26 protein-coding genes and 1 tRNA gene are annotated in these 21,817 nt (G+C 62.2%); 10 read left to right on the forward strand and 17 right to left on the reverse strand.

The genetic code is table 11. The features are described from left to right. The first annotated feature begins 68 nt into the window (after positions 1 to 68). Together AB0O81_RS06600 and AB0O81_RS06605 are read left to right on the forward strand one after the other, a co-directional pair. Positions 69 to 545: an Lrp/AsnC family transcriptional regulator gene (locus AB0O81_RS06600; protein ID WP_363582453.1), complete on the forward strand. Its 477-nt coding sequence runs from the start codon at positions 69 to 71 to the stop codon at positions 543 to 545. 110 nt (positions 546 to 655) lie between these two features. Continuing rightward, complete coding sequence (locus AB0O81_RS06605; protein WP_363582455.1) at positions 656 to 1,516, forward strand: oxygenase MpaB family protein; 861 nt, start codon at positions 656 to 658, stop codon at positions 1,514 to 1,516. A gap of 22 nt (positions 1,517 to 1,538) precedes the next feature. Here AB0O81_RS06605 and AB0O81_RS06610 read toward each other — a convergent pair whose 3' ends face one another. The 7 genes from AB0O81_RS06610 to AB0O81_RS06640 form a co-directional block, all read right to left on the reverse strand. After that, complete coding sequence (locus AB0O81_RS06610; protein ID WP_363582457.1) at positions 1,539 to 2,678, reverse strand: FAD/NAD(P)-binding oxidoreductase; 1,140 nt, start codon at positions 2,676 to 2,678, stop codon at positions 1,539 to 1,541. Next, positions 2,675 to 3,028 (reverse strand): Rieske 2Fe-2S domain-containing protein, encoded by a 354-nt coding sequence (locus AB0O81_RS06615; RefSeq protein ID WP_363582459.1) that lies wholly within the window; start codon positions 3,026 to 3,028, stop codon positions 2,675 to 2,677. Before AB0O81_RS06615 ends, AB0O81_RS06610 begins: the two co-directional genes overlap by 4 nt. A 103-nt stretch (positions 3,029 to 3,131) precedes the next feature. After that, on the reverse strand, positions 3,132 to 3,704 hold the full coding sequence (locus AB0O81_RS06620; protein ID WP_363582461.1) for a hypothetical protein: 573 nt from the start codon (positions 3,702 to 3,704) through the stop codon (positions 3,132 to 3,134). Next, positions 3,701 to 4,567: an endonuclease/exonuclease/phosphatase family protein gene (locus AB0O81_RS06625; protein ID WP_363582463.1), complete on the reverse strand. Its 867-nt coding sequence runs from the start codon at positions 4,565 to 4,567 to the stop codon at positions 3,701 to 3,703. The genes AB0O81_RS06620 and AB0O81_RS06625 overlap by 4 nt, the downstream gene beginning before the upstream one ends. After that, a complete protein-coding gene (locus AB0O81_RS06630; protein WP_363582465.1) occupies positions 4,564 to 5,358 on the reverse strand; it encodes a glycosyltransferase family 2 protein in 795 nt (264 codons plus the stop codon). Before AB0O81_RS06630 ends, AB0O81_RS06625 begins: the two co-directional genes overlap by 4 nt. Positions 5,359 to 5,515: 157 nt before the next feature. Then, positions 5,516 to 5,588, reverse strand: a tRNA-Arg gene (locus AB0O81_RS06635). A gap of 93 nt (positions 5,589 to 5,681) precedes the next feature. After that, positions 5,682 to 6,317: an asparagine synthase gene (locus AB0O81_RS06640; RefSeq protein WP_363582467.1), complete on the reverse strand. Its 636-nt coding sequence runs from the start codon at positions 6,315 to 6,317 to the stop codon at positions 5,682 to 5,684. Between the two features lie 93 nt (positions 6,318 to 6,410). On the opposite strand from AB0O81_RS06640, the gene AB0O81_RS06645 reads away from it, so the two are divergent. The 3 genes from AB0O81_RS06645 (at position 6,411) to AB0O81_RS06655 (ending at position 8,821) form a co-directional block, all read left to right on the forward strand. Next, a complete protein-coding gene (locus AB0O81_RS06645) occupies positions 6,411 to 7,262 on the forward strand; it encodes an SDR family NAD(P)-dependent oxidoreductase (RefSeq protein WP_363582469.1) in 852 nt (283 codons plus the stop codon). Positions 7,263 to 7,382: 120 nt separating this feature from the next. After that, positions 7,383 to 8,033, forward strand: coding sequence for a DUF4956 domain-containing protein (locus tag AB0O81_RS06650; RefSeq protein ID WP_363582471.1), 651 nt, complete (start codon positions 7,383 to 7,385; stop codon positions 8,031 to 8,033). Further along, the gene (locus AB0O81_RS06655) at positions 8,030 to 8,821 is read left to right on the forward strand and encodes a polyphosphate polymerase domain-containing protein (protein ID WP_363582473.1); all 792 of its coding nucleotides are present in this window, start codon (positions 8,030 to 8,032) and stop codon (positions 8,819 to 8,821) included. The genes AB0O81_RS06650 and AB0O81_RS06655 overlap by 4 nt, the downstream gene beginning before the upstream one ends. A gap of 106 nt (positions 8,822 to 8,927) precedes the next feature. Here the strand turns inward: AB0O81_RS06655 and AB0O81_RS06660 are convergent, their stop codons facing one another. Beyond that, a complete protein-coding gene (locus tag AB0O81_RS06660; RefSeq protein WP_363582475.1) occupies positions 8,928 to 9,311 on the reverse strand; it encodes a DUF5684 domain-containing protein in 384 nt (127 codons plus the stop codon). Between the two features lie 171 nt (positions 9,312 to 9,482). Between AB0O81_RS06660 and AB0O81_RS06665 the strand changes: the two genes are divergently transcribed. Beyond that, entirely contained in the window at positions 9,483 to 9,680 is a 198-nt protein-coding gene (locus tag AB0O81_RS06665) for a hypothetical protein (RefSeq protein ID WP_363582477.1), read from the forward strand. An 89-nt stretch (positions 9,681 to 9,769) separates the two neighbouring features. Here the strand turns inward: AB0O81_RS06665 and AB0O81_RS06670 are convergent, their stop codons facing one another. Further along, a complete protein-coding gene (locus AB0O81_RS06670) occupies positions 9,770 to 10,711 on the reverse strand; it encodes an aldose 1-epimerase family protein (protein ID WP_363582479.1) in 942 nt (313 codons plus the stop codon). A 191-nt stretch (positions 10,712 to 10,902) separates the two neighbouring features. On the opposite strand from AB0O81_RS06670, the gene AB0O81_RS06675 reads away from it, so the two are divergent. The 3 genes from AB0O81_RS06675 to AB0O81_RS06685 all read left to right on the forward strand — a co-directional run bounded on the left by AB0O81_RS06675 (position 10,903) and on the right by AB0O81_RS06685 (position 12,977). Continuing rightward, positions 10,903 to 11,259, forward strand: coding sequence for a DUF202 domain-containing protein (locus AB0O81_RS06675; protein WP_363582481.1), 357 nt, complete (start codon positions 10,903 to 10,905; stop codon positions 11,257 to 11,259). Next, positions 11,256 to 11,609, forward strand: coding sequence for a DUF202 domain-containing protein (locus tag AB0O81_RS06680; RefSeq protein ID WP_363582483.1), 354 nt, complete (start codon positions 11,256 to 11,258; stop codon positions 11,607 to 11,609). Before AB0O81_RS06675 ends, AB0O81_RS06680 begins: the two co-directional genes overlap by 4 nt. 120 nt (positions 11,610 to 11,729) lie before the next feature. Next, complete coding sequence (locus AB0O81_RS06685) at positions 11,730 to 12,977, forward strand: MFS transporter (protein ID WP_363582485.1); 1,248 nt, start codon at positions 11,730 to 11,732, stop codon at positions 12,975 to 12,977. On the opposite strand, the gene AB0O81_RS06690 is transcribed toward AB0O81_RS06685, so the two are convergent. The 4 genes from AB0O81_RS06690 to AB0O81_RS06705 form a co-directional block, all read right to left on the reverse strand. After that, the gene (locus AB0O81_RS06690; protein ID WP_363582487.1) at positions 12,970 to 14,394 is read right to left on the reverse strand and encodes a gluconokinase, GntK/IdnK-type; all 1,425 of its coding nucleotides are present in this window, start codon (positions 14,392 to 14,394) and stop codon (positions 12,970 to 12,972) included. The two genes, AB0O81_RS06685 and AB0O81_RS06690, sit on opposite strands and share 8 nt — an antisense overlap. Before the next feature lie 79 nt (positions 14,395 to 14,473). Beyond that, a complete protein-coding gene (locus tag AB0O81_RS06695) occupies positions 14,474 to 15,481 on the reverse strand; it encodes a tocopherol cyclase family protein (RefSeq protein ID WP_363582489.1) in 1,008 nt (335 codons plus the stop codon). 71 nt (positions 15,482 to 15,552) lie between these two features. Further along, entirely contained in the window at positions 15,553 to 16,077 is a 525-nt protein-coding gene (locus tag AB0O81_RS06700) for a ribonuclease H (protein ID WP_363582491.1), read from the reverse strand. A gap of 76 nt (positions 16,078 to 16,153) precedes the next feature. After that, on the reverse strand, positions 16,154 to 16,465 hold the full coding sequence (locus AB0O81_RS06705; protein ID WP_363582493.1) for an ATP-dependent DNA ligase: 312 nt from the start codon (positions 16,463 to 16,465) through the stop codon (positions 16,154 to 16,156). Between the two features lie 42 nt (positions 16,466 to 16,507). Here AB0O81_RS06705 and AB0O81_RS06710 point away from each other — a divergent pair, with 42 nt between their 5' ends. Continuing rightward, positions 16,508 to 16,873, forward strand: coding sequence for a hypothetical protein (locus tag AB0O81_RS06710; protein WP_363582495.1), 366 nt, complete (start codon positions 16,508 to 16,510; stop codon positions 16,871 to 16,873). A 9-nt stretch (positions 16,874 to 16,882) separates the two neighbouring features. Here the strand turns inward: AB0O81_RS06710 and AB0O81_RS06715 are convergent, their stop codons facing one another. From AB0O81_RS06715 to AB0O81_RS06730, 4 genes are all read right to left on the reverse strand, one after another. Next, positions 16,883 to 18,073: a glycosyltransferase gene (locus AB0O81_RS06715; protein WP_363582497.1), complete on the reverse strand. Its 1,191-nt coding sequence runs from the start codon at positions 18,071 to 18,073 to the stop codon at positions 16,883 to 16,885. Between the two features lie 36 nt (positions 18,074 to 18,109). Beyond that, a complete protein-coding gene (locus AB0O81_RS06720) occupies positions 18,110 to 19,006 on the reverse strand; it encodes an SDR family oxidoreductase (protein ID WP_363582499.1) in 897 nt (298 codons plus the stop codon). A gap of 132 nt (positions 19,007 to 19,138) precedes the next feature. Then, positions 19,139 to 20,779, reverse strand: coding sequence for an MFS transporter (locus AB0O81_RS06725; protein ID WP_363582501.1), 1,641 nt, complete (start codon positions 20,777 to 20,779; stop codon positions 19,139 to 19,141). A 37-nt stretch (positions 20,780 to 20,816) separates the two neighbouring features. After that, positions 20,817 to 21,806: an SRPBCC family protein gene (locus tag AB0O81_RS06730; RefSeq protein WP_363582503.1), complete on the reverse strand. Its 990-nt coding sequence runs from the start codon at positions 21,804 to 21,806 to the stop codon at positions 20,817 to 20,819. Positions 21,807 to 21,817: the final 11 nt, after the last annotated feature.

Raw genomic sequence — 21,817 nt, forward strand, 5'->3', positions numbered from 1 at the left:
TGAAGCATCCAGATTGATTGCGTTGTGACGTCGAATATCCTGCGTACCGATGCTTCTGGAGGAGCCGAATGGCGAAGGTCCTTGATCTCGACAAAACCGACCGAGCGCTACTGCGCGCGCTCACGGCCAATGCACGGGCATCTGGCTCGTCACTGGCCTCGACGCTGGGCATCGCAGAATCGACGGTATCTCTGAGATTGCGCCGTTTGCAGAGCAACGGGGTGATTCGGCGCTTTCGCGCCGAAATCGATCCGACTGCGATCGGCGCCACAGTGCAGGCGCTCGTCGCCGTTCGGCTGGTCAAACACGCACGCGAAGAGATTGAGGCGTTTCGGCGCGCAGCCCCAAGCCTCCCGGGAGTGCTCAGTCTGTTCCATATGGCTGGCGCTGACGACTACCTGCTGCACGTCGCTGCTCGCGATTCTGGCGAGTTGCGAGAGTTCGTGTTGGCTCATCTGACCGGCCACCCCGCGGTGTCGCACACCGAAACCAACCTGATCTTCGAGCACGCCGAGGGCGACGGGTGGGAGCTGCTGCTCACGTAAGCCACTAGCAACAGCAGTTGCGGCTGCCACAGCTGCAAACGCCCGCGGCGGACGTCGCGCTATGGGATAGTTGAGCCGATCCCACTCCCCGACTCACAGGAGCACCGTTTATGCACGCTCGCCCGTCACGAGACTCTCCCCGCGCCGACGATGGCTATTTCGGACCCAAAAGTGCCACCTGGAAGGTGTATTCCGACTCGGGAGCGACGCTCGGAGCGGTTGCCTCTGTGCTGTTGCAGGCCCTCGACACGGGGATGCTCAATCACTTCGACCACGTCTCCATCACTTCGGAAAGCCCCGAGGCCGGTCAGGCCCGGTTCGATCGCACCGGCGACTTCATCATCACCTGTGCTTTCGGCGACAAAGCGCACGTAGACGCAGCCACAGCGCACGTCGACATGTTGCACGAGCGTGCCACGTGGACCAACCCTGAGACGGGAACCGAACATGTTGCGAAGTGGCCCGAGTGGCAGCGATGGACGATGTACACCTTCATCTGGGGCTCGCTTGAGGGAGCGCTCAAGTTCGGTGTAAACCTCAGCCAAGCTGAACAAGACGCGTTCGTAAAGGAACAGCAGATCATCGCTGAGAAGCTCCATGTGCCGGGGCCTCATCCAGAAACCAAAGCAGAACTTGATGCGTTCATCGAAGACGGCAAGAAGACGAAGGCGCTTAACTATCTCGGGGCTCAAGCTGCTCTGGGGCTGCGCAATCCGCCGAAGACGAAGAACCCCGTCAACAACTGGATCTCGCGCGCCGTGCTCAACGGCATTTTGTCACTCCTGCCCTTGTGGGCCCGTCAAATCTATGGCGTAGAGAACATCAGCGAACAGCAACTCGCTCGCTCACAGCGCACGACCGCGCGCTTCCTCGCGATTGCTCGCAAAAACAAGACGCTGCAAGACATGGTCGACAACGGAATCGCGCACGCAACCGAGCACCCCTACCGCAAGGTGCGCGCCAAGGCTTAGCGATCCGGCGCTCGCCCGTCCCTCACTTGCGTAGCATCTGACGCAACGACCTGGAGGGATCGGCGAGCGCTCTTGCATCCACACGCATTTGGCGGTCGATGATACGTCGCGCAGCGCGCACTGTCATCGGATCATCGATTGACGCTGCCCCCAGCATGATGTCGCCGTCAACGCGAAACACCGCGCTGCCGGCACGTAAAACGTCCACCGCGGAACCACTCCGGCCCGTGCCAACCAAGTCGCCCACCACTTCAATGTGGTGATCGTAGCGGTCAGTCCAGTACCAAGCTGCTCCTCGGGGCGACGGCTCTTGACCCAGTAGGCGCGCCGCTGCGGCTTGCCCATCAAAACGCGCAGCTTCCCAATGAGCGTCGGGAAGAATGCGCAGCCCACGCGGAAGCATCAACTTCTCAGCACCAGGCAACACGCGGGGAGTAACACCGACCCCCGCCACCACGAGGTCAGCGACCACGTTGGTGCCGTCAGCGAGTGCGACCATCAATCCGTCGCGAGACTCGTCATCGGCGATCGCCTCAACTCGTGTCTGCCTCACATCAACACCGTGCGCGGCATGCATGTCGTGCAACCAGCCGGCAAGAGTCTCGCCGAGAACATGAGAGCCCGGGCGCTCGTGCGGATCGACGAGAACCACCCGCGTCTCAAGTGCCGCCAATGAAGCTGTCACTTCCGCGCCAACAAAACCGCTGCCCCACACAAGCACGGTTCGACCGCGCCCAGCAGCGGCTCGTATGCGCATGGCATCGTCGTAGCCACGCAACGTCACCACATTTGGATTGTCAACCGCGACGGGCCGATTCGGTTCTGCCCCGATTGCAACGACAATCGCAGCGGCACTCCAAATCGATCCGTCTGCGAGCTCTACCTGCCCCGCCGTCGCGTCGACGCGAATGGCCGCACAGCCGCTAACGATACGAATATCGAGCTCTGAAGCACTCTCAGCAGCAAGCAGATCGAGTTCTTCGCGGTCGCACCCAGTGACAAGCGCTCGCTTGGATAGCGGTGGATGATCCGTGCATCTCGGCTCGGATTCAATCAGGGTGATCTTTCCCGCGTAGCCAAGCGCCCGCAATGCCGTCGCGGTTGTGACGCCTGCGATTCCACCGCCGACAATAAGTACGTCTGCCGGGTGCGCGTCGCTCACGCGAGTCGCGCGGGATTTGGAATCAGAACGACGTCGTTTCCGTCGATTCGCACCGCGTGCGCGGCGACGCCAGTGGGCGCGGGCGGCGCGAGCACCGCGCCATCAGCGAGACGAAAGACAGCGCTGTGCAGTGGGCACTCCACGCAACCGTCTTCTACCCAGCCATCAGCCAAATTGGTCTCTTCGTGGGTGCAGGTGTTGTCCAGGGCGAAGTAGCGGCCGTCATCGTTGAATACCGCGACATCGTCGAGAGTCCCCGCCCGTTCGCGCGGTACCTTTATTCCGGTCCCATCTTCGATGGCACCCACCTGCGCGACCACTATTTCTCTGTTGCCGCCACGGTCAGTCATGAGCACCACTTTAGCTTTCCACGGCCACCACGTTTTGCAACGCGACCACGGATCCACTGGCGGTCATCGTCGAGCGATGCCTCACAGCAAACGCCGACACCATTTAGTCACGCAGCAGAGTGATGTGCGCCACGGCAAACCCCGCGAGCAACGCGCCGACGCCGCCCACCGCCATGTCGCCGATCGTGTCGCCATAAGCCACAAAGATGTCGTCACTGATGAATGTGAAGCCGATCCATTCGACCATTTCCCACACCGCACTCAGCGCGAGTCCGAAGGCGGTCACCACCACGACCGCCCCCGCCGGCACGAAACGCTCGCTCTGTGGATTGGGAAGAATCTGCAGTCGCGCGAGCAACACATACAGCAGCGCGGCGACGACGCCCGTGCACACCAAATGCACCGCAAGGTCCCACCACGCCACACTCGTGTAGAGGTCGAACACATTGCTCCATGCCGCGACCAGCAGCGTGACCCCGCACGTGATGTCGAACCATGACCGCACACCCACAAAGCGAGGCGCGACCAATCCCGGCAACGCGAATGCCAGCACCCCTGCGTCTGTGAGGTCGAACCAGATAGCGGCGGCCACCACGCTGAGCGCGCCGACCACTCGAACCGCGTCTGCGGCCACCTCACCGAGAGTCTGCGGGCGCCGCAAGAAGTTCTCGATCATTCGATTCGCTCCTGTTGGGTAGCATCCACCATCGCATGAACCGGAAGGTGATCCGAGCCCCACGCGCCGCTGTACTGTCGCGGATTGATCGCTGCTCTCCGCACCGTGATTCCTCGTGTCGCGGCGATCATGTCGATGCGCTCGCCCTCACGACGCGGTGGGCGATAGTTGGCGTAGGTCGTCCACTCCTCGCTCAACTGCGTGTGCGCGGCCGTCCACGTATCGACCAATTCGCCGTTGCCGAGCATCTCGCGCACTTCAGTCGAGTGCGGGCGGGCGTTGAGATCCCCCATCACCACTGCTGCATGCCGTTGGCTAAGTGCGTGCTGTCGCACCATCCGCGCCGAGCGCACACGAGAGCGTTTCGAAAGGTGATCGAAGTGTGTGTTGATCACAGACAAGGATGCTGCCGTGTCGCGGTCGCGAAACAACGCCGTCACCATGATCCGCGGGAATATGTTGCCCCACGACATCCACGACGCTGACCCTGGCTTGTGCGGGCGGTCAGAGAGCGCCAGTTGCTCCCATGAGACCAACTCGAGTCGATCGGCGTCGTAAAACAGTGGGCAGCCTTCGCCGCGACCGCTGCGACTGCGTCCGACGCCGATACTTCGATAGCGATCGCCGAGGGAATGCGCAACAAACTGCGCTTGGCCAGCGAGCGCCTCTTGCACCCCGAGAATCGTCGGGCTTTCGGCGCGCAATAGCGTCGCGACTGACGGGGCCCTGTGAGACCAGCGGTCTGCTTTGCGCCAATGAGGCGATGGCACCCGACGACGGATGTTCCAACTCATCAGGTGCAGCGCTGGCGGGGCAGCGCGCCCAACAAGTGGCGACGCTTCGCGATCAGCATCCTCGTTCATGCGCCGATGCCTTTTCGTCGCGTCGGTTTGACGACCGTGCGATAGAGAACGAGCTTCACCCATCTGACCGGCGCAAAGTCTGCGGGCCAATGGATCAGCACGGTGCGAAAGCCGCGATACATGCGCAGCGCAAACGAGCGCGCGCTGTTGAACGGTCGCATCGACATCCCCATAGACGCGTCGGCGAGATAACGAATGCGGTGTCTCTCTCCAATGTGGAAGGCGAGATCAAGGTCATCGTGAACGTGTGGATCGTGACGATGCACGCTCGACCTGGCTGCGCGCCACACCTCTCTGCGCATTGCGAGGTTCGATCCGAACACAGGAAGGTGCCCGAGCGCGGGCAGCGTGGTGGCGAAATAGCTCACCAGGTAGACAGCCGCGATAGGACCACGCAGCGCCTTAGGCCCGTCGACGAAGCGCGCGCCACCCGTGAAAACGGCGACATCAGGGCGTCTAGCAAAAGCCTCGCAGATCGACTCCACCCAGAATCTCGACGGAACGCAGTCCGCGTCGAGGCGCAGAATGAAGTCTCCACTGGAGTGGTCGTAGCCGCGCGCGCTCGCTGCGGGAATGCCCGGCTCTGCACATGCCAGCACCGTCGCCCCCGCCTCTAGAGCCACCCTTGCAGAGGAATCACACGAACCGTTGTCAACGACAATCAGCTCATCGATCGCGCGCGTCTGCCGTTTCAACGCGCGCAAGCATCGCGCCAGCTCGACGCTGTCGTCTTTCACGGGAATCACAACCGAGACCGTGGCCCTTGCGGGGCCTGGCCGGGCGCTGTTCATCTCACCTCGGGCATGCTCTCGACCCTACTTGGGGTGTCGCCAAGGCGGACGATGGTGCCCGGCTCGGCTATGCTTCGCTAGCTCGCGCCGCTCTCGGGCATAAAAAAAGAGCGTCGGGTGACCGACGCTCTTTCTCAATTACTGTCTCAACACAGTGTGCGCCCGAAGAGACTCGAACTCCCAACCTTCTGATCCGTAGTCAGATGCTCTATCCATTGAGCTACGGGCGCATGGCGCTTGCTCTCACAAGCACCGAGAATCAAGAATACCCCACGGGCGCGTTACTCGCGAATCGGGGCAGGATGCCGCGGAACGGCGCCGGCTCAGGCGTCGAGTTCGCTCAGATCGACGCCAGCACGACGGGGCGCGGGCGCACTTTCGATCGGCCCCTGGTCACTCGCATCTGCCGATTCGCCTTCTTTCAGATGGCGTCGGTGGGCGGCGAGTTTGGGCAGGTCAACCAGTCGCAACGACTGCATTCTGGCGTTGCGCATCATTTGATAGTTAGGGTCCAGATCGGGGCGCATACCCTCAACATTGAGACGACGCTCGAGGTTCGCCGCGACATCTCCCCACGCGGCATCGCGCGATTGCTCTACGAGCACTCTCACCGCGTGAGGGTCTTGCGCCTGCAGACGCAGCTGTTTGGCTACTCCCCGGTATTGCTTGCGCCGTTTGCGAAGGTTCCTCGTGTCACGATCGCGATAGTCATGGGTGCCGCCCGAGTCGCTGAACTTGCCCCAGGCCCTTTTGACTTGACGCCTGGCAAGCTCGGCGGCTTCTTCTTGCTCCTCTGCGAGGTGGTTGAGCGTCTCTTGGGCGAATGAGGCGAATCTGGCCGCGTCGAAGTCTTCGCCGCGAGCGATTGTGCCCACCAGAATGCGGTTGCGGATCGCTAGTTTGGCAGCGGCATAGGCAATGGCGACGCCTTCAGCAATCGCATCCGCTGTCTTTCCCATCACAACCTCCAACCTGAAGGCTAGCGTCAGTAGCACCCGGTTCCATCAGTGAGAATAGACGGCGACCCTCTTCAAAGACGACAAGGTGAAACTGTGGCCAAGAACAAGCCCCTCCAAACGCGCGACAAGACGACCGTGATCACGGGCGCTGCGAGCGGAATGGGAGCTGACGTCGCCCGAGATATCGCTCGCCGTGGCGGCAGAGTTGCCCTGCTCGACCGCAACGAAGAAGGTCTCGCTGCGATCCTCGCCAGCCTGCCTGGCACCGGCCACACTGCCCATCTGATTGACCTCACCGACGACGACGCCGTAGTCACCGTGGCAGCGGACATCGAAGGGTCTCACGCTCACGTTCAAGCGCTGATCACCTGCGCTGGATCGTCGATGCTCGGAAATATCGATCAACTGTCCATGGCTGAGATGCGTTGGCTGATGGATGTCAACCTCTGGGGAACCGTCAACATCACGAAGGCGCTAATCCCTGCGATGCGCCGCGAATCCGCCGCTCACATCACTCATCTGGTCAGTATCTACGGGCTCGCCGCGCCGGCTGGCCGCATCCCGTACGCGATGAGCAAATACGCCGTACGCGGGTTCACCGAGTCGCTGCGACACGAGCTAGAGGGTTCGACGGTGACCGTCGGCGGTGTGTACCCCGCGGGAGTCAAGACCGGCATCATTCTGCACGGCCGCTATGCCGCGGCGCTCGATCCCGCGATCGCGCAACGTGCCGCGCACGCCCAGGCGAAGATGTACCACACCGAGCCCGCAGACGCTGCGCGCACCATCGTCGATGCCACAGTCAACCGGCGTGCGCGCACCTTCATCGGTCGTGAAGCGCGACTTGTTGACGCGATCACCCGCATTGCACCGAGTCACTATTGGTCGGCCATGCGCAAAACACTGCGCGAGGCGGTCGACACCACAACGCCAATCAATGGGTAGACACGCACCCGCACGTCGTTTACCAATTCGTAACTCTTCGTTCAATCAAAGATCTGTCATAGCAAGCACATAGGCGCGGGGCCCTCAATAGGAATGTAACGAATTCCCGGAGGACACCCCATGAGTCAACTCATCGTCATCGCCATCGATCTGCTCGCGATCGGCCTGCTTGCTTTCGCGGTGTACTACCCCCGCCATCGCCGGCGTGACCTTGCCGTCGCGTTTGTGGGCATCAACGTCGGCGTGCTGGCCGTCGCAATGGTTCTCGGCTCATCCACGATCAGTGCTGGCCTCGGCCTTGGGCTGTTCGGCGTGCTGTCGATCATCCGGCTGCGGTCGCGTGAAATCGAACAGAGCGAGATCGCCTACTACTTCGCAGCCCTGGCTATCGGCCTCATCGCCGGCATCTCGGGTTCGATCACCTGGCTGAGCGCATTGCTCATCGCGCTGGTTGTCATCGTGATCTCGATTGTGGACTCCCCCCAGCTGCTTCGCCGCTCGCAGGAACGTTCCTTGACGCTGGACCGCGCATACCTCGACGATGCTGAACTACAGACAGCCGTCGAAGAGCTGCTCGGTTGCGAGAAGGCTACTGTCACCGTGCGTTCGATCGACCTCGTGTCAGACACCACCTCGGTGAATGTCCGCTACAACGCACCACGAGCACCTCGCCAAGCAACACCAAGCGCTCCCGCCGCCCCCGCGGCACCAGCCACCAGCCCCTCGGCAACCATCACGTCGGCAACGGGCACGCTCCAGGTGCAGCGATGAGCGCCGCGATCGCGCAGCTCAGCGCACTGCCTACCGTCTCACTCGCTGACCTCAACGAGCAGGCGTCGCTGCAGACGCGAGTCGACCGCAAATACATCTTGCGTGCGGCCGACGTCGCAGCGGTGCTGGCCGAGCTGCCCGAAGGGGCCGCGATCCTCGAGATCGATGGCGAGCGAGCCTTGCGGTACGCCTCGCACTATTACGACACCCCAGGCTTCGACAGCTATCTCGGCGCGGCGCACGGCCGTCGCCGCCGGTTCAAGGTGCGTTCGCGCACGTACGTTGACTCGGGTGGCTCGTTTCTTGAGGTGAAGACCCGCGGCGGCCGCTCAGCCACAGTCAAGGACCGTGTGCCGGTGATCGACGACTCGCTCGACGACAACGGTGTGCGCTATGCCGCCGACATGCTCGCAGATGCGGGCATCCCCGCGGCCGATCGCATTGCCCACGGGCTGCAACCAGTCCTTGAAACCCGCTACCGCCGAGCCACGTTGCTTCTCGCACCCGAGGCAGGCGACGCATCCACCGCGTCACGCGCGACAATCGACATCGAACTCGAGTGGGCCGATGTGAACGGAACTCAGATGAGACTCCCCGACGCGGTCATCATCGAGACCAAGTCTGGCCAGCGCGCGGGAGCTCTTGACCGGGCGCTATGGCGTCACCACCACCGGCCCGCCAGGATCTCGAAGTACGGCACCGGTCTTGCTGCACTTCGTCCTGATCTGCCCTCTAACAAATGGCGCCGGGTGCTCACGGAGCATTTTCCTCAAGCGATCGCCGCGTAGAGGCTGCTCTCCCGCTCCAACCTTTGAAGAGAGCCTCAGGCGTCTCGCCCCAACGACGAAGGCCCGTATGCACTGAAGTACATACGGGCCTTCCGAAGTCCAGCGCTTACAGGGGCTTGGTGTAGGTCTCCTTGCCGAAGCCGATGATGAAGTACCCAATGAATGCGAACATCCAAAGCAGGAAGAACGAAAAAACGCCTCCCTTGCCGAACGCAAGCCCTACGCGAAGCGCGACGATGATCGAGAACACGATGTTGACGATCGGCACAAGGAAGAGCAGACCGAGCCAGGCTGAGAAACCCGCGATCTTCGTGAGAATGAAGAAGTTAACGATCGGGATGATAGCGAGGATTCCTGGGTATCCTGCCTTGTCGAATACCCTCCACAGTGCGACAGCAACGAGCACGTAGACGATGATTCCGGGGATCGAGATTGACCCGAAGAGCGTGCCAATGTCTGCGGTTGACGTGACAGAGTTCATGTTCAGCATATTCACAGCATATGGGTGATCGGGGGCGCACACCATGACCCCGACCGCCGAGCACCAATCGGCGCACTTTCCAGTGTGTAGCAAGCCAAGGCGATCGACGCAAGGGCCTTGCGCGCGTTGATGGGCGTTTCTAGCGTGGACGAGCGAGATCAACCCCGGAAGGAGCGCGACATGGGATTCATGGACGATGCCAAAGAGACAGCAGAAGCGGTCGGCGAAAGTATCAAGCGTTCTGCACATGACACTGCCGACAAGGTCGGCGACAAAGCTGACGAGATGAAGGCCGACGCCAACGTCAAGAAGGCTGAAGCGGAGCGCGACTCGGTCGAGACCCGCAACGAAATCAAAGACGACCTTCGCGACAACTGATCGCCGTTCGGCCGTTGTAAGCGGTGCATCGCGTAGGGCCCTGGATAAGAATCCAGGGCCCTACGCAGTGCGAAGCCTGGTCACCCGCGTCAGAGCGCGCTGATTCTCCAGGAGGCCACGGTCGTGCCGCCGGGTTCAATCACAATCAGCCCGGTGTCGTAGTCATATACAGCGTCGTTGAACGCATCGGGCGCGCAGGTCATCGGTTCGACTGCCAGACCGATTCGGTGCGTCGCCGGATTGCCGGTGTCAGTGGTGTGCACCTGAACCCACGGACAAGAGGCATCCCACGACATCGACACACCCCGTCCGTGCGGATCCCTGAGATTAACCGTCGCACGGCGTTCGGCGTCGCGGACGAGACCGGTGTACGCGTGGTCGATTTCAGCAGCGCCGATCGTACGAGGCACCCGAAAGTCGAATCGCGTGGCATCAACCGCATCGACCTCTTCAAGACGCTCGGGAATCAGCCGATCCTGCGTGACTGCGAGCACCTGTGATGCTGGCAGCTCGAGCACCCACTCGTCGACGCAGCCCGGTCCAGCCACCAGATACGGATGCGGGCCGGTGCCGAAAGGCGCAGCATCCCCCGCCTCATTCGTTGCCTCGACGTGTTGTGTGAGCCCTTCGCTGGTGAGCGTGAAGGTCGTGCGAATCAAGATGCGCCACGGGTACGACGTCTGTGCGGGGATTGTCGCGGTCAGAGCTACGTGGCTGGGCCCCTTGTCGATTGCTTCGAAGTCGAGCCATGCCGCGAGGCCGTGCAGGGCATGGTTTCGAGCGGGCTCTGTCAAAGCGAGTTGATAGTCGGCGCCATCAAATCTGTAGTGCCCGTCGGTAACCCGGTTCGGCCACGGCGCAAGGGTCACGCCTCGATATGCGGGGCGCACTTCGTCTGCGGCGAACGGCACGACAAGGTCGCGCCCCTCGAATGTGAGTGTGCGAAGCGTCGCGCCCACACTGGCGATGACAGCTTCGTAGTCACCAGCGCGAAGCGCATGCTGCGTGCCGGAAGTTGGGGTGCTAGACATTGATGTGGTCCCTGAACGAGTCGATAGTGATACGGAATAGACCGCAACCCGCTCGGAGTGCGCAGGCTGTGGGAGCCGGGCGCGACGTAGCGTGACGCAGCATCCATGCATCGACGTTACTGCGGGGCACCAGATCTACATGGCCCGGCACGCGTAGGCTTGAGTTGCTCAACGCAATTGAAGGGACCCCCGTGGCACGTTTTCCCTCGTTTGTATACGGCCGCGGTGATGAACCCGACGCACGCTTCACCCTCGCAAACGAACGCACCTACCTCGCCTGGATTCGCACCGCGCTCGCGCTCGTCGCTGCCGGCGTGGCGCTAGAGGTGCTCGGCCTCGACCTCAATCCCGGCTTGCGCCTTGCCGCATCGATTGTGCTGGTCGTCGCTGGAACGCTCGTTCCCGCACTCGCGTGGATCAGTTGGGCACGCACCGAGCGCGCTCTGCGCGAAGACAAGGCACTACCAGCCTCGTTGCTCGGAACGGTGCTGATGGTTGCTGTGACCGTTGCCGGGGTGCTCGTCACCCTCGCCGTCATCATGCGATGAAACCATCAGACTTCGACCAGGGCCTACAGCCGGAGCGAACCGAGCTCGCCTGGCGGCGAACGATGCTGTCGATTGCCGTCGGCTCGATCGTCGCGATGCGGTTGCTCCCGACCATCTTGGGCAACCCATTCTGGTTTCTCCCCGGTCTCATTGGTCTCGTTGGTGCCGTCACCATCTGGCGAATCTCAGCACATCGCTATCGACGTGTGAGCCACGCGACCATCACGCACGGTGACCGAGCAATTCTGCCCGACGGCAAACTCACCCTCGCGCTCACGCTGATGGCGTGTGGTATCGGCATGTTTGGCCTCGTCGTCATCGCGCTGGTCGCCGTCCACGCGTCGCACTAGCACAGAAACTGAGGCCTTACCCAGGCGATTTCGATACACTCGGTCCACGATCCTTTTCGTGCATCTACCTCGCGCTCTCGGCGGTCCAAGGCGGCACATTGACACCGCCCTGGAGCAAAGATGACAAACACCCTTACGAGAGTTGCACCACGCCCGCCGACGCTTGTAGGCGAAGCCGGTTTGGGCTACTTTCCGATCGCACTCACCGCGCGGCTGCCGTTCGCCATGATGGTGGTCGGCGTCCTCACGCTCATCGTGTCTGCCCGCGACTCATTAGCGCTCGGTGGCATCACTTCAGCGATGACTGGCGTGGGCACAGCGCTGTTCGGCCCGCTGCTCGGTGCGGCTGCCGATAAGTTCGGCCAGCGGCGCGTGCTGTTGATCACGGGCACCGCGAACAGCCTCTTGCTCATCGCTATTGCCTGGCTCGCGTTCACAACCGCTGGCGATGGTGCACTTCTCGCTCTGGCGTTCTTGATCGGCGCCACGATGCCTCAGGTCTCTCCGCTTTCTCGAAGCCGACTGGTCGGGATCATCCGTCGCACGTTCGAAGGACACCGCAAAGCGAGAGTGCTCAGCGGCACAATGGCCTATGAATCCGCTGCCGACGAGATCGTGTTCGTGTTCGGTCCGGTCGTTGTCGGCTTGCTCGCGACCACGCAAGGACCAGCGGCACCGGTGATCGGCGCTGCTCTGCTTGCCCTCGTCTTCGTGACGGCTTTTGCACTGCATCCGACCGCGAAGACTCCCCCGTTGCGCGACGGCGAAAGCGCCGAACTACAGGCTCCCGCCAAACAGCTATTCCGTCCAGAGCTGCTCGTCACGGCAGTCGGGGCGATGGGCATGGGGCTGTTCTTCGGCGCAATGCTCACTTCGCTCACGGCTTTCATGGCAGAAAGGGGAGTGCCTGAGCAGGCCGGCCTGGTCTATGGCGCGATGGGAATCGGATCTGCGATCTTTGCCCTCGGCGTCGCTTTTCTGCCGGTGCGCTTCAGCCTGCATGCCCGCTGGCTCACCTTCGGAGCGATTCTGTTCACCGCCTCACTCGGGTTGATGCTGGTCACCAGCATCACCGGGATGGCACTGTGCCTGTTAGTGATCGGCATTGGCATCGGACCCACGCTCGTCACCCAGTACAGCCTCGCGGCCGCGCGCAGCCCTTGGGGCCGATCGGCGACCGTGATGACGATGCTGGGTTCGGGCGTGATCGTCGGTCAATCTGCCGCGACGGCACTCACGGGAATCGTCGCTGAAGCATCCGGCTGGAACACTGCTTTGATCGCGCCGATCGGCGCGGCAGCTGTCGTGCTCGGCGCGGGGATCGTCAATCACCGAATGTCCCTGCGGCAGGTACCCCCGCTCAGCTGAGCATGCGTCCGAGCCAGTCGCGAGCGCGACCGGTTAGACGTTTCGCAAGCGCGGTGTCTGCGGCCCACGATTCGAAGCCATGCGGCGCCCCTCGCACTATCTCGAGAACCACATCGACCCCTGCTGCGCGAAGGCTGCGTGCGAAGTCAACATCTTCATCAAAAAAGAGCTCGATGTCGGATGCGTAAACCCACGCGGGCGGCAGTCCTGACAGGTCTTTGCGACGCGATGCGACTGCATAGGGCTGCGTTGCGCTCTCGTACTCCTTGCCCAGGTATGTCGTCCAGCCGACAAGGTTTGCACGGTTATTCCAGATCAGGTGGCCTGTGGCGTCCAGTGACCGATCCGCTGCCGTCCGATCGTCGACCATCGGGCAGAACAGCCACTGCGCGGCGACGTGATCACCGCGGTCGAACAGCTTCTGTGTGAAGGCGGCGGCGAGGCCTCCCCCGGCACTCTGGCCGCCGACGGCGATTCGTTGCGTGTCGATGTGCAGCGCCTCGGCATGAGCCTGCAGCCACTGCCACGCAGCATCAAGATCGTCGAGCGCGATTGGGTAGCCGTGTTTGGTGCTCGCTCGATACTCCACCGACACGACGGTGATCCCCAGCCGGGCAGCCGTCTCCCCGCAGAATCGATCGTCCATCTTGGCAGCGCCGATTACGAGCCCACCACCGTGAATCCAGAACAGCCCACCCGCTGGTGCTCGCTGTCCCGAAGGCTGATAGATGCGAAGATCCACGTTTTGCTCACGCACAACACGACGTTTGACGCCCGCGACGTTGACGGCAGGCACCAGTTTCGAACCGTTCACAAAGATCGCTCGCATCAGGCGGTTCTCTAGCCGAATGTTGGGAGTACGCCGAGCAAGAGTCTGCAGCTCGGGCGCGACGTCGGCGCGGGTCACCGGACTGTGGGAAGAACGACGTGGCCACCCTGCAAGGACCTCGTCAATCACAACCCGTGGATCCTGGGCGACATCCACCACGACACCGTGCTCATCGGAGGCGAGCGGTTCAAGTGCGTCTAGCTGTGCGCTCAGCACGGATGCTGATACGGGGTGACCATCGCACGTAGCCAGTCGCTCTGCGAGCAAGTCGCGAGCGCCGACCAAATGCGCAAAGGTGAGATCTTCAGCGTGAGCGCGAAGGATGTCGCGCTGCTCTCGGCGCAACGCTGAGCAGGCGACAACCACATACTGTCCCCTCGTAGCGCGGCGAGAGACCTCGTCGCCGACAGTAGCGAGCCAATGCCGACGGTCGACATCGGTCAGCGGCTCGCCAGCGACCATCTTCGCGATGCTCGACGCGGGGTGAAAGTCATCGGCGTCGAGGAATACCGCCCCCGCGTCGGCAGCGACTCCTTCGGCGATTGTGGACTTACCTGAGCCGGATACGCCCATCACGATCAGCGGCACAGAGACTCCAGAGGTGTCGACGGCAGCGGGACTCCGGTTGCCGAAGCATCCAGAACTTCAGTGTAGGGAACCACTCCGCTCACAGGGCGAGCAGGCGGTCGATGTCGCCGAAGACTTCGAGGCCCGCACACTCTGCGACGCCTTCCATGAGCACGGTGCCATCTTGGTCGACGTGACGAAACTCAATGCGGGCATCAAGACTCTCTTCGACGCGCTCGTGCATAGCAGTGCGCAGAGGCGCGTGCAGAAGTCCACCGCGAACGCGCTCTGCGGTCAATTCGAGTGTGCCATCAGCGCCAGTGACGGACCACCGTACGTAGGAGTCATCGATCGACAGCGCGACTTCTTTGGATCGGTTGTACGTGGTCCACCTATGCAGGCGTCCACTGTGGTGAAAGCCAATGATTGATCCTCGAAACGACCCGCCAAGCCACGGAATGATGGCGACCGAAGCGATCAGGGATGCCCCGGCACCATCTCCTGTCGTAGCATCCACATGATTCGACGCGAGCCATACATACCCGGAAGGGAATGCTTCTCCCCAGTCCTTCTCGATGTAGCCGCGACCACCGTTGAACGAGGTACGGACTCCCCCGATTTCAAGAGCGCCCTCCAGTGAGTGACCAAAGGAAACGATGCCGTGAAAGCATTCCATGAAGGGAACGAGGCCATACCACCCCATGATTCCGGGAGCTGTTAGCGTGATCGGCCACGGCACAAATCTGCTGGTGTAGTCGATCCGTCCGCGTAGCTGCGGCAGATCGAGCGTGACTCCGGTCGGCGAGAAATGATTGGGGCCGACCCATACGTCGAATCCGCTATCAGAGGCACGAAACTCCGTTGCCTCGAAACGGTGATACCAAGATCTCCCGGTGAGTCCGTCAAGCACCTGCACGAATGCTTCGTCACGCGCACCACCGTCACTCACGAGTCCGCGAAAGATACCCGGGATCACCGCCCATCGCTCAGAGCGATCTTCGGAGACAAGCTTGATGTACCAACCCTCAAAGAATTCGCGGCTGACTCCGTCGCCGTGGAATGCTTCGGGATGACGGACGCCTCGCGCCCATGCCAAAGGGGATCGCATGCGCCCACCCTATGCGGTGCGCTGCGCAGCAGCGCCAGCATTGCTACGCGTTCGAGTAAAGCGCTATCGGGCTACTTGCCCGGCGCCGCCGAAACATCGAGTAATTCTTTGCCTCCGTGCGATGACCAGGCGCTGGCCACGCCTTTGGCCGCATGGGTCGATGCCCGCACTGCCCGCTCATCAGCCCATTCGTTGAGCACATGACCCGCGTGCCCGCGCACGTGCTCGAGCACAACATCGGGCATTCCTGCCTCGCGCCGCGCATCGCGCGCCACAATCAGCTGCTCGAGAATCTCGCGGTTCTTTGTGGGAGCTCCGGTTGAAGTCTTCCAACCGCGGCGGCGGTGGCTGTCCATCCACGATTGGTAGGTGTCGATGGCGTACTTCGAGTCTGCCTGCACAACCAGGTTTTTCACGCTCACGTGGTCTTCGATCGCGTGGAGCAGCCCGAGGAGTTCGCCGATGTTGTTCGTGCCCTGCGGAATCGAGCCCGCTGCCCAGTGTCCATCTTCAGCAACCCATGCCCATCCCGCCGGCCCAGGGTTGCCCTTGCATGCCCCGTCGGTGGCCACGGTATAGGTCTGCTCATCAGTCACCGAGCAAGGCTAACCCGTTTGGCGGTCGGGCGCTGTGGCGCACGGGAGTCGCTACCGCCGAAACGAGCTTTCGTCGTCAAGATGCGGGTGGCGCATCCTTGGGCTCCGGCGAAAGGGTCAGCCCTGAGGGGCTACTCGCCGAGAGCATCAGCTCGTCGACCCACAGCCGGTTGATGGTCTGGGGGCGGCGGTCGATGAAGTGAAACTGGAGGGGCACAGAGGCATGAATCCAGAAGCTGCGACGCCCCGTGCCGTCTTTGAGTTCATGATCGAACATGAATGATTCCGACCGGCGGAGCTTGTTCATGACCACCAATCGAAGGTGCGCAAGGGTTCGATCGTCGATCTCGATCGCATTCGCTGAGGTGTCATAGATGAATCTGCCCACACAGAGACAATAACCTGTATCTCGACCGGCTACTGTGAGCGTGTGGGCACCATTTACTACGGCGGTTCGGCAACGCCGATTCATATCGAAGATCGCGCGTTGGCGCATCTCAAAGTTGTCATCGCCACCAAGCTCCGCCGCGCGGAGAGTTTCACCGTCTCGTGGGTGCATCCCGATGACCAGCCACGCGGGCGCAGCACAATTTGGCTGCATCCCTCGATTCCCCTGCGCTTTGTGTTTGACGATCCCGAACCGACCCCACTCAGTCGGGAATGGATCGAGGAACTCGCCAACACCGCCAGCTCGACCGGCGGCATCACGTTGGTCGCCGAGCACTTCGACACGAAGCCGGCCTCGGTCGCTGACGATGCTCCACAGGTTGTCGAAGTAGTGGTCGAAGAAAAGTAGCCCGCCGTCTCAGCAGGTTGCCTCGACGATCTCGAGGGCGGCTGCGATGCCATCTTCGTCTGCCATGCGCTCAGCGAGCGCCCGATTTGCTGATTCATACACAGGCACGGCATCGAGCGCTGCACCAATCGTGGCGGCCGAAACTCTGCGATAGGCGACGGGTGCCGGCGCGAGTCCCGCATCGTGAAGTTGCTTTCCCCAAAACGGTTGGTCAGCGATGAATGGCACGACGATCGACGTGATACCCGCCCGGGCTGCGGTATGCACAGTGCCAGCACCGCCATGATGAATCGCAGCGCTCGCACGCGCCATCACCTGCGCGTGCGGCACGGAGTCGGTGACAAAGACGTCATCACCACGAAGGTCCTCACTCACGTCAATGCCGCCCCAACCTGTGGCAATCAAGGTTCGGATGCTACGTGCCCGCGTCGCTTCGATGATGCTGCGACCGCGATCCGCGGCGTTGCCCGCCGCCATCGAACCGAAACCCGCGTAGACGAACGGTTCCGCGATGAATTCATCCAACGCCGCATCGAGCACAGTCCGTGATGCGGGCACCATCCACGGCCCGGTGAGATGAACGCGCTCTGGCCAATCTGCGGGACGCGCCAACAGGTGCGGACTCACCGTCACCATGGTGGCCGAGGGGTCCGATGTCTTCGTCGCTGAACTGCCAAGCAACGCGGCTGCCTCGGCGAGTTCTTGGCGGAACATTCCGCCCGCCGCCCCCACGGCCTTGTAGGTGAGCTTGTTGACGGCGCCGCCGAGGTTTGCCGTGATCGTGCCCGGAGCGGGAAAAGCTCGCGTCGGGGCGGTGACCGGCACCGCTTCCACCATGATGTGAGGAATACCGAGGTGGTCGGCGATGAGAGGCGCCGAGACAATTTTGGGGTGGTACATCAGCACATCAGGCGCGAATTCAAGCGATTCGCGCACGCTGTTCACGATCACGGCGCGCATCGCCGGCTTCACCGTGGTGCGGAAGGAACGCATTGCTGCGAGCGGCGATACTCCTTGATCAGCGATCATCGCCGAGAAGTCGGCGCCGAGGCTGACCGCGTCAAGCGCCGAGAGATCCACACCGGAGTTATCGGGAACCGCGAGTCGTACCTCGTGCCCCGCTGCGTGGGCACCGCGAGCGAACGCGGCAAAAGGTTCGACATCACCACGCGAGCCCGCGGTGATCAGCATTATCTTCATCGAGCAACCCTAACGAATGCTGCTACGTGGTGGGCGTCAGGGCGAAGGTATGCCGCCGTTCACGTTGAGCGTCTCACCGATCACATACGATGACTCTGCCGATGCTAGAAACACGTATGCTGGCGCGAGCTCGGCGGGTTGCCCCATCCGCCCCAACGGGGTGTCTTCCCCGAAGTGGGCGATCTTCTCTTGCGGTTGACCGTCAGTGACTTGCAGCACCGTCCAGATCGGACCAGGTGCCACCGCATTCACTCGAATTCCACGCGGTGCCAGCTGCTGCGCAAGTCCCTTCGTAAACGCATTGATCGTCGCTTTGGTCGATGCATAATCGACCAGCACGACTGACTGCTTGTAGGCCTGAATCGAAGTGGTGTTGATGATGGACGCGCCCGCCGGCAGGTGTGCGAGCGCTGCTTTGGTGATCCAGAACATCCCGTAGACATTCGTCTTGAACGTGTCGTCGAACTGTTCGTCTGGGAGCGTTTCGAGGTCTTCGTTGAAAACCTGTTTTCCGCCGTTGTTCACCAGAATGTCGAGGCCCCCCAACTGGTCCGCGGCGTCAGCGACGAGTGCGCGGCAATACTCAGCATCCCGAAGATCACCGGGCAATTGGATTGCCGCCACACCGGCCTCGCGCACCAGCTCGGCGACGCGGTCGGCATCTTCGGCCTCGCTTGGCAGATACGACATCGCCACCGCTGCGCCCTCTCGCGCGAATGCGATGGCGACTGCGGCACCGATGCCCGAGTCTGCACCAGTGATAAGCGCACGTCGTCCCTGTAGGCGCCCAGTTCCACGGTAGGTGCTTTCGCCGAGGTCGGGCTTTGGCTGAAGGTCGGCTTCAAGGCCAGGTTCGCGCTGATGCTGCTTCTTCGGGTCGTACTCGGCGTAGAGCTTGGCAGGGTCAACAAGGGTGTATTGATCGCGTGTCATTTTTACCTCCGCGGCAACGGTAGCCAGCGCCGCCCGCGCACCGCGAGGGGGTTGACAGCTCTGCAGGATCGACTACACGTTGGACCGCGCGGTATCAGCTCAAACAAGGCTTCCCGCCTGCTACCCGGGGCCCTATTGCGGTTGACGAGCCGCGACGCGCAATCGAAGGGCACCGACGAACCCGAGCAGCAGGAACGCCGAGGCAACGAGAAGCGACCAGCGCGTGCCATCTGCAAAGCCAGTCGCCAGAGCGTCGATGGCGGCTGCTGTCTGATCGCCGAGCGCGCTTGCGCTGCCTTCCGCGCGAAGTTGGGTGATTGTGGTTCCCGCAGATTGGCGCGTCGTCTCAGCGAGTGTGTCGGCGGCATCACCGCTGATCCCCGCATCCGACAGCGCGGCCGGCAGGGTGAGCGCCAGCGACACCGACAACGCTGCTCCGGCAAAGGCCGTGCCGAGCGCCGACCCGACCTGACGCACCGTACTTTGCGTGGCAGAGCCTTGACCCGATACTTCTACGGGCACATCGCGCAGCACTGTGCCGGTGAGTTGAGCCGAAGCGAGACCCAGGCCCAATCCGTAAACCACGAGCGGTATCGCCACCAACCAGCCTGGCGTGGAGCCGTGAATGAGCAGTGCCAGCACAACCACGCCCCCCAGTTCGAGAGCCAACCCGATCAACACGGTGCCTGGAGACCCGAAACGCGCAGCGAGATGGCGGGCTGAGGCACCGGAGAAGAAGGCACCGAGTGCCATCGCAGCGAGCACTAGCCCCGCACCGAACACGTCAAGCCCCAGCGCATTGATCAGATAGAGCGGTAGTACGAAAATGATCGAGAACTCACCGACGGCGACCATCGCGGCAGTGAGGTTGCCCCACGAGAAGGTCGGCAGTTTGAACAGGTTGAGGTCTAGCAACGCCGACCGGCGAACCTTTTCGCGGTGCCGTTCCCACACGATGAACAGCGTGAGCGCGACCGCAGCAATTGCGAGCGTGATGGGGACGATCGAGATCGGAGCGGTGGTAGGCCACCCCCATCCGAAGATCGCCAGTTCGCTTGTGGGCGTCCACCAGCCGAGGTTGGGGCCCTCAATCACGCTGAATACAAGCGCACCGAAGCCAATGCCACTGAGCAACGCGCCGTCCACGTCGGCGCCCGGGCGACCCCTTGCCCCGCGAGATTCGGGAACGGTCAACCACGCACCCACGAAAACGATCAGACCAAGCGGCACATTGACGATGAAGATCCAGTGCCAAGACGCCCACTGGGTGAGCGCGCCGCCAGCGAGCGGACCGATCGCCGCAGCCCCTGAGATCACCGCGCCCCATACGCCGAAAGCCGCCGCACGGTAGCGCCCCCGGAACATCGCGTTGACGCTAGACAGCGTGGCCGGCATGATCATCGCCGCCCCGACCGCCTGCACCGCACGAGCGCCGATCAGTGTGCCAGCTACATCCGAAGCGGCCGCCATGATGCTACCCGCCACGAAGATAACGATGCCCACGAGGAACAGCAGCTTTCGGCCCCACCGGTCAGCGAGTCGTCCCGTCGAGAGCAGCAACGCCGCCAGGATGACGGCGTAGAGACTGTTTACCCACTGGGCGTCGGTCAGATCGAGGCTCAGGTCGCTGATGATGTCGGGAAGTGCGACACCGACGATCGTGCCATCGAGAACGATGAGGCCGAGGCCGGTAGACAAGACGGCAAGCGCCAGCCAATCCCGACGGGTGGGGGCAGGGGATGTGTCAGGCACGGAGGATGGTGAGCTCACCATGCCATGATGGCGCACCCGCGCCCCCTTCCCCGCGGCGCTACGCCGAAATCAGTTCGGACTCCATCCGCGCGTAGCTCGTTTCCATGCCGTCCGTCATGCCGGTTGACAGCACCATGTCTCGCACCTCGACGCTCGGGTAGGTGATCAGCACGCTCAACAGCGTCCCATCGTCGACCGGCGTGAGGGTCATCTCGTTGATCGTGCCTGCACCTTCCATACCGATCATTCGTTCTGTCGTCACCTCGCGGTGTGGGGCATCGGATTCGAGCACCTCACCCTCGAAGCCGAAGCCCTCGGCGCCGTCGGCCGCTCCGCCGGCGATGGGGGCCCACTCGTAGCGATAGCCGTCACCGATTTCGGTCGCAAGATGGCACGTTGTCATCGCCCAACCGTCAGGCCCCAGCATCCACTTCTTCATAGGAGCAGCGTCATGGTGGGCGCGCCACACCTGTTCGACGCTTCCTCGAATCACACGGGAGACACGAACGTGAGTGTCATCGAGAATTTGCGTAGCGATCCCGCGATCTTTCGCGAACGACGCCAAGTCGGCCAACACCGTGTCGATCTGGCCCATCGCCTGACGCATGCCTTCTTCCATACCCATCTCGATCATCTGCTCGAGACCTTCGAGCGAAGGGAAGTACGTGGTTGTCGTGAGGCGAGAACCAGCATCCATCGGTTCGAAAGTGAAGGTCATGCGAACGGCGGGCATGTCGGCGTTCTCGGTGCCGTCGTCGCTTGCGAAGCCGTCGCGCACCTCGAAGCTGCGGCCTGGATCAACGGCAAGAAACTCCCAGAAGCCACTCGAGCGCTCTCCATCTGGGCCAGTCATTGTGTAGTGCGAGCGCCCGCCCGGGTAGACGTCATGACGGTAAAAAGTGGCCGGCCACGTGGGCGGACCCCAAAAGCGCTCGATCTGACGAGGGTCGATGTACGCGTTCCAGAGCCGCTCGACCGAGGCGGCGAACTCCGCGATCACAGTCATCGTGAGCGCTTCGGTGTCTTTGTTGACTGAGGTGATGGGCATGATTTTGCCTT

The organism is Microbacterium sp. NPDC076911, assembly GCF_040687125.1.
Classification (GTDB): Bacteria; Actinomycetota; Actinomycetes; order Actinomycetales; family Microbacteriaceae; genus Microbacterium.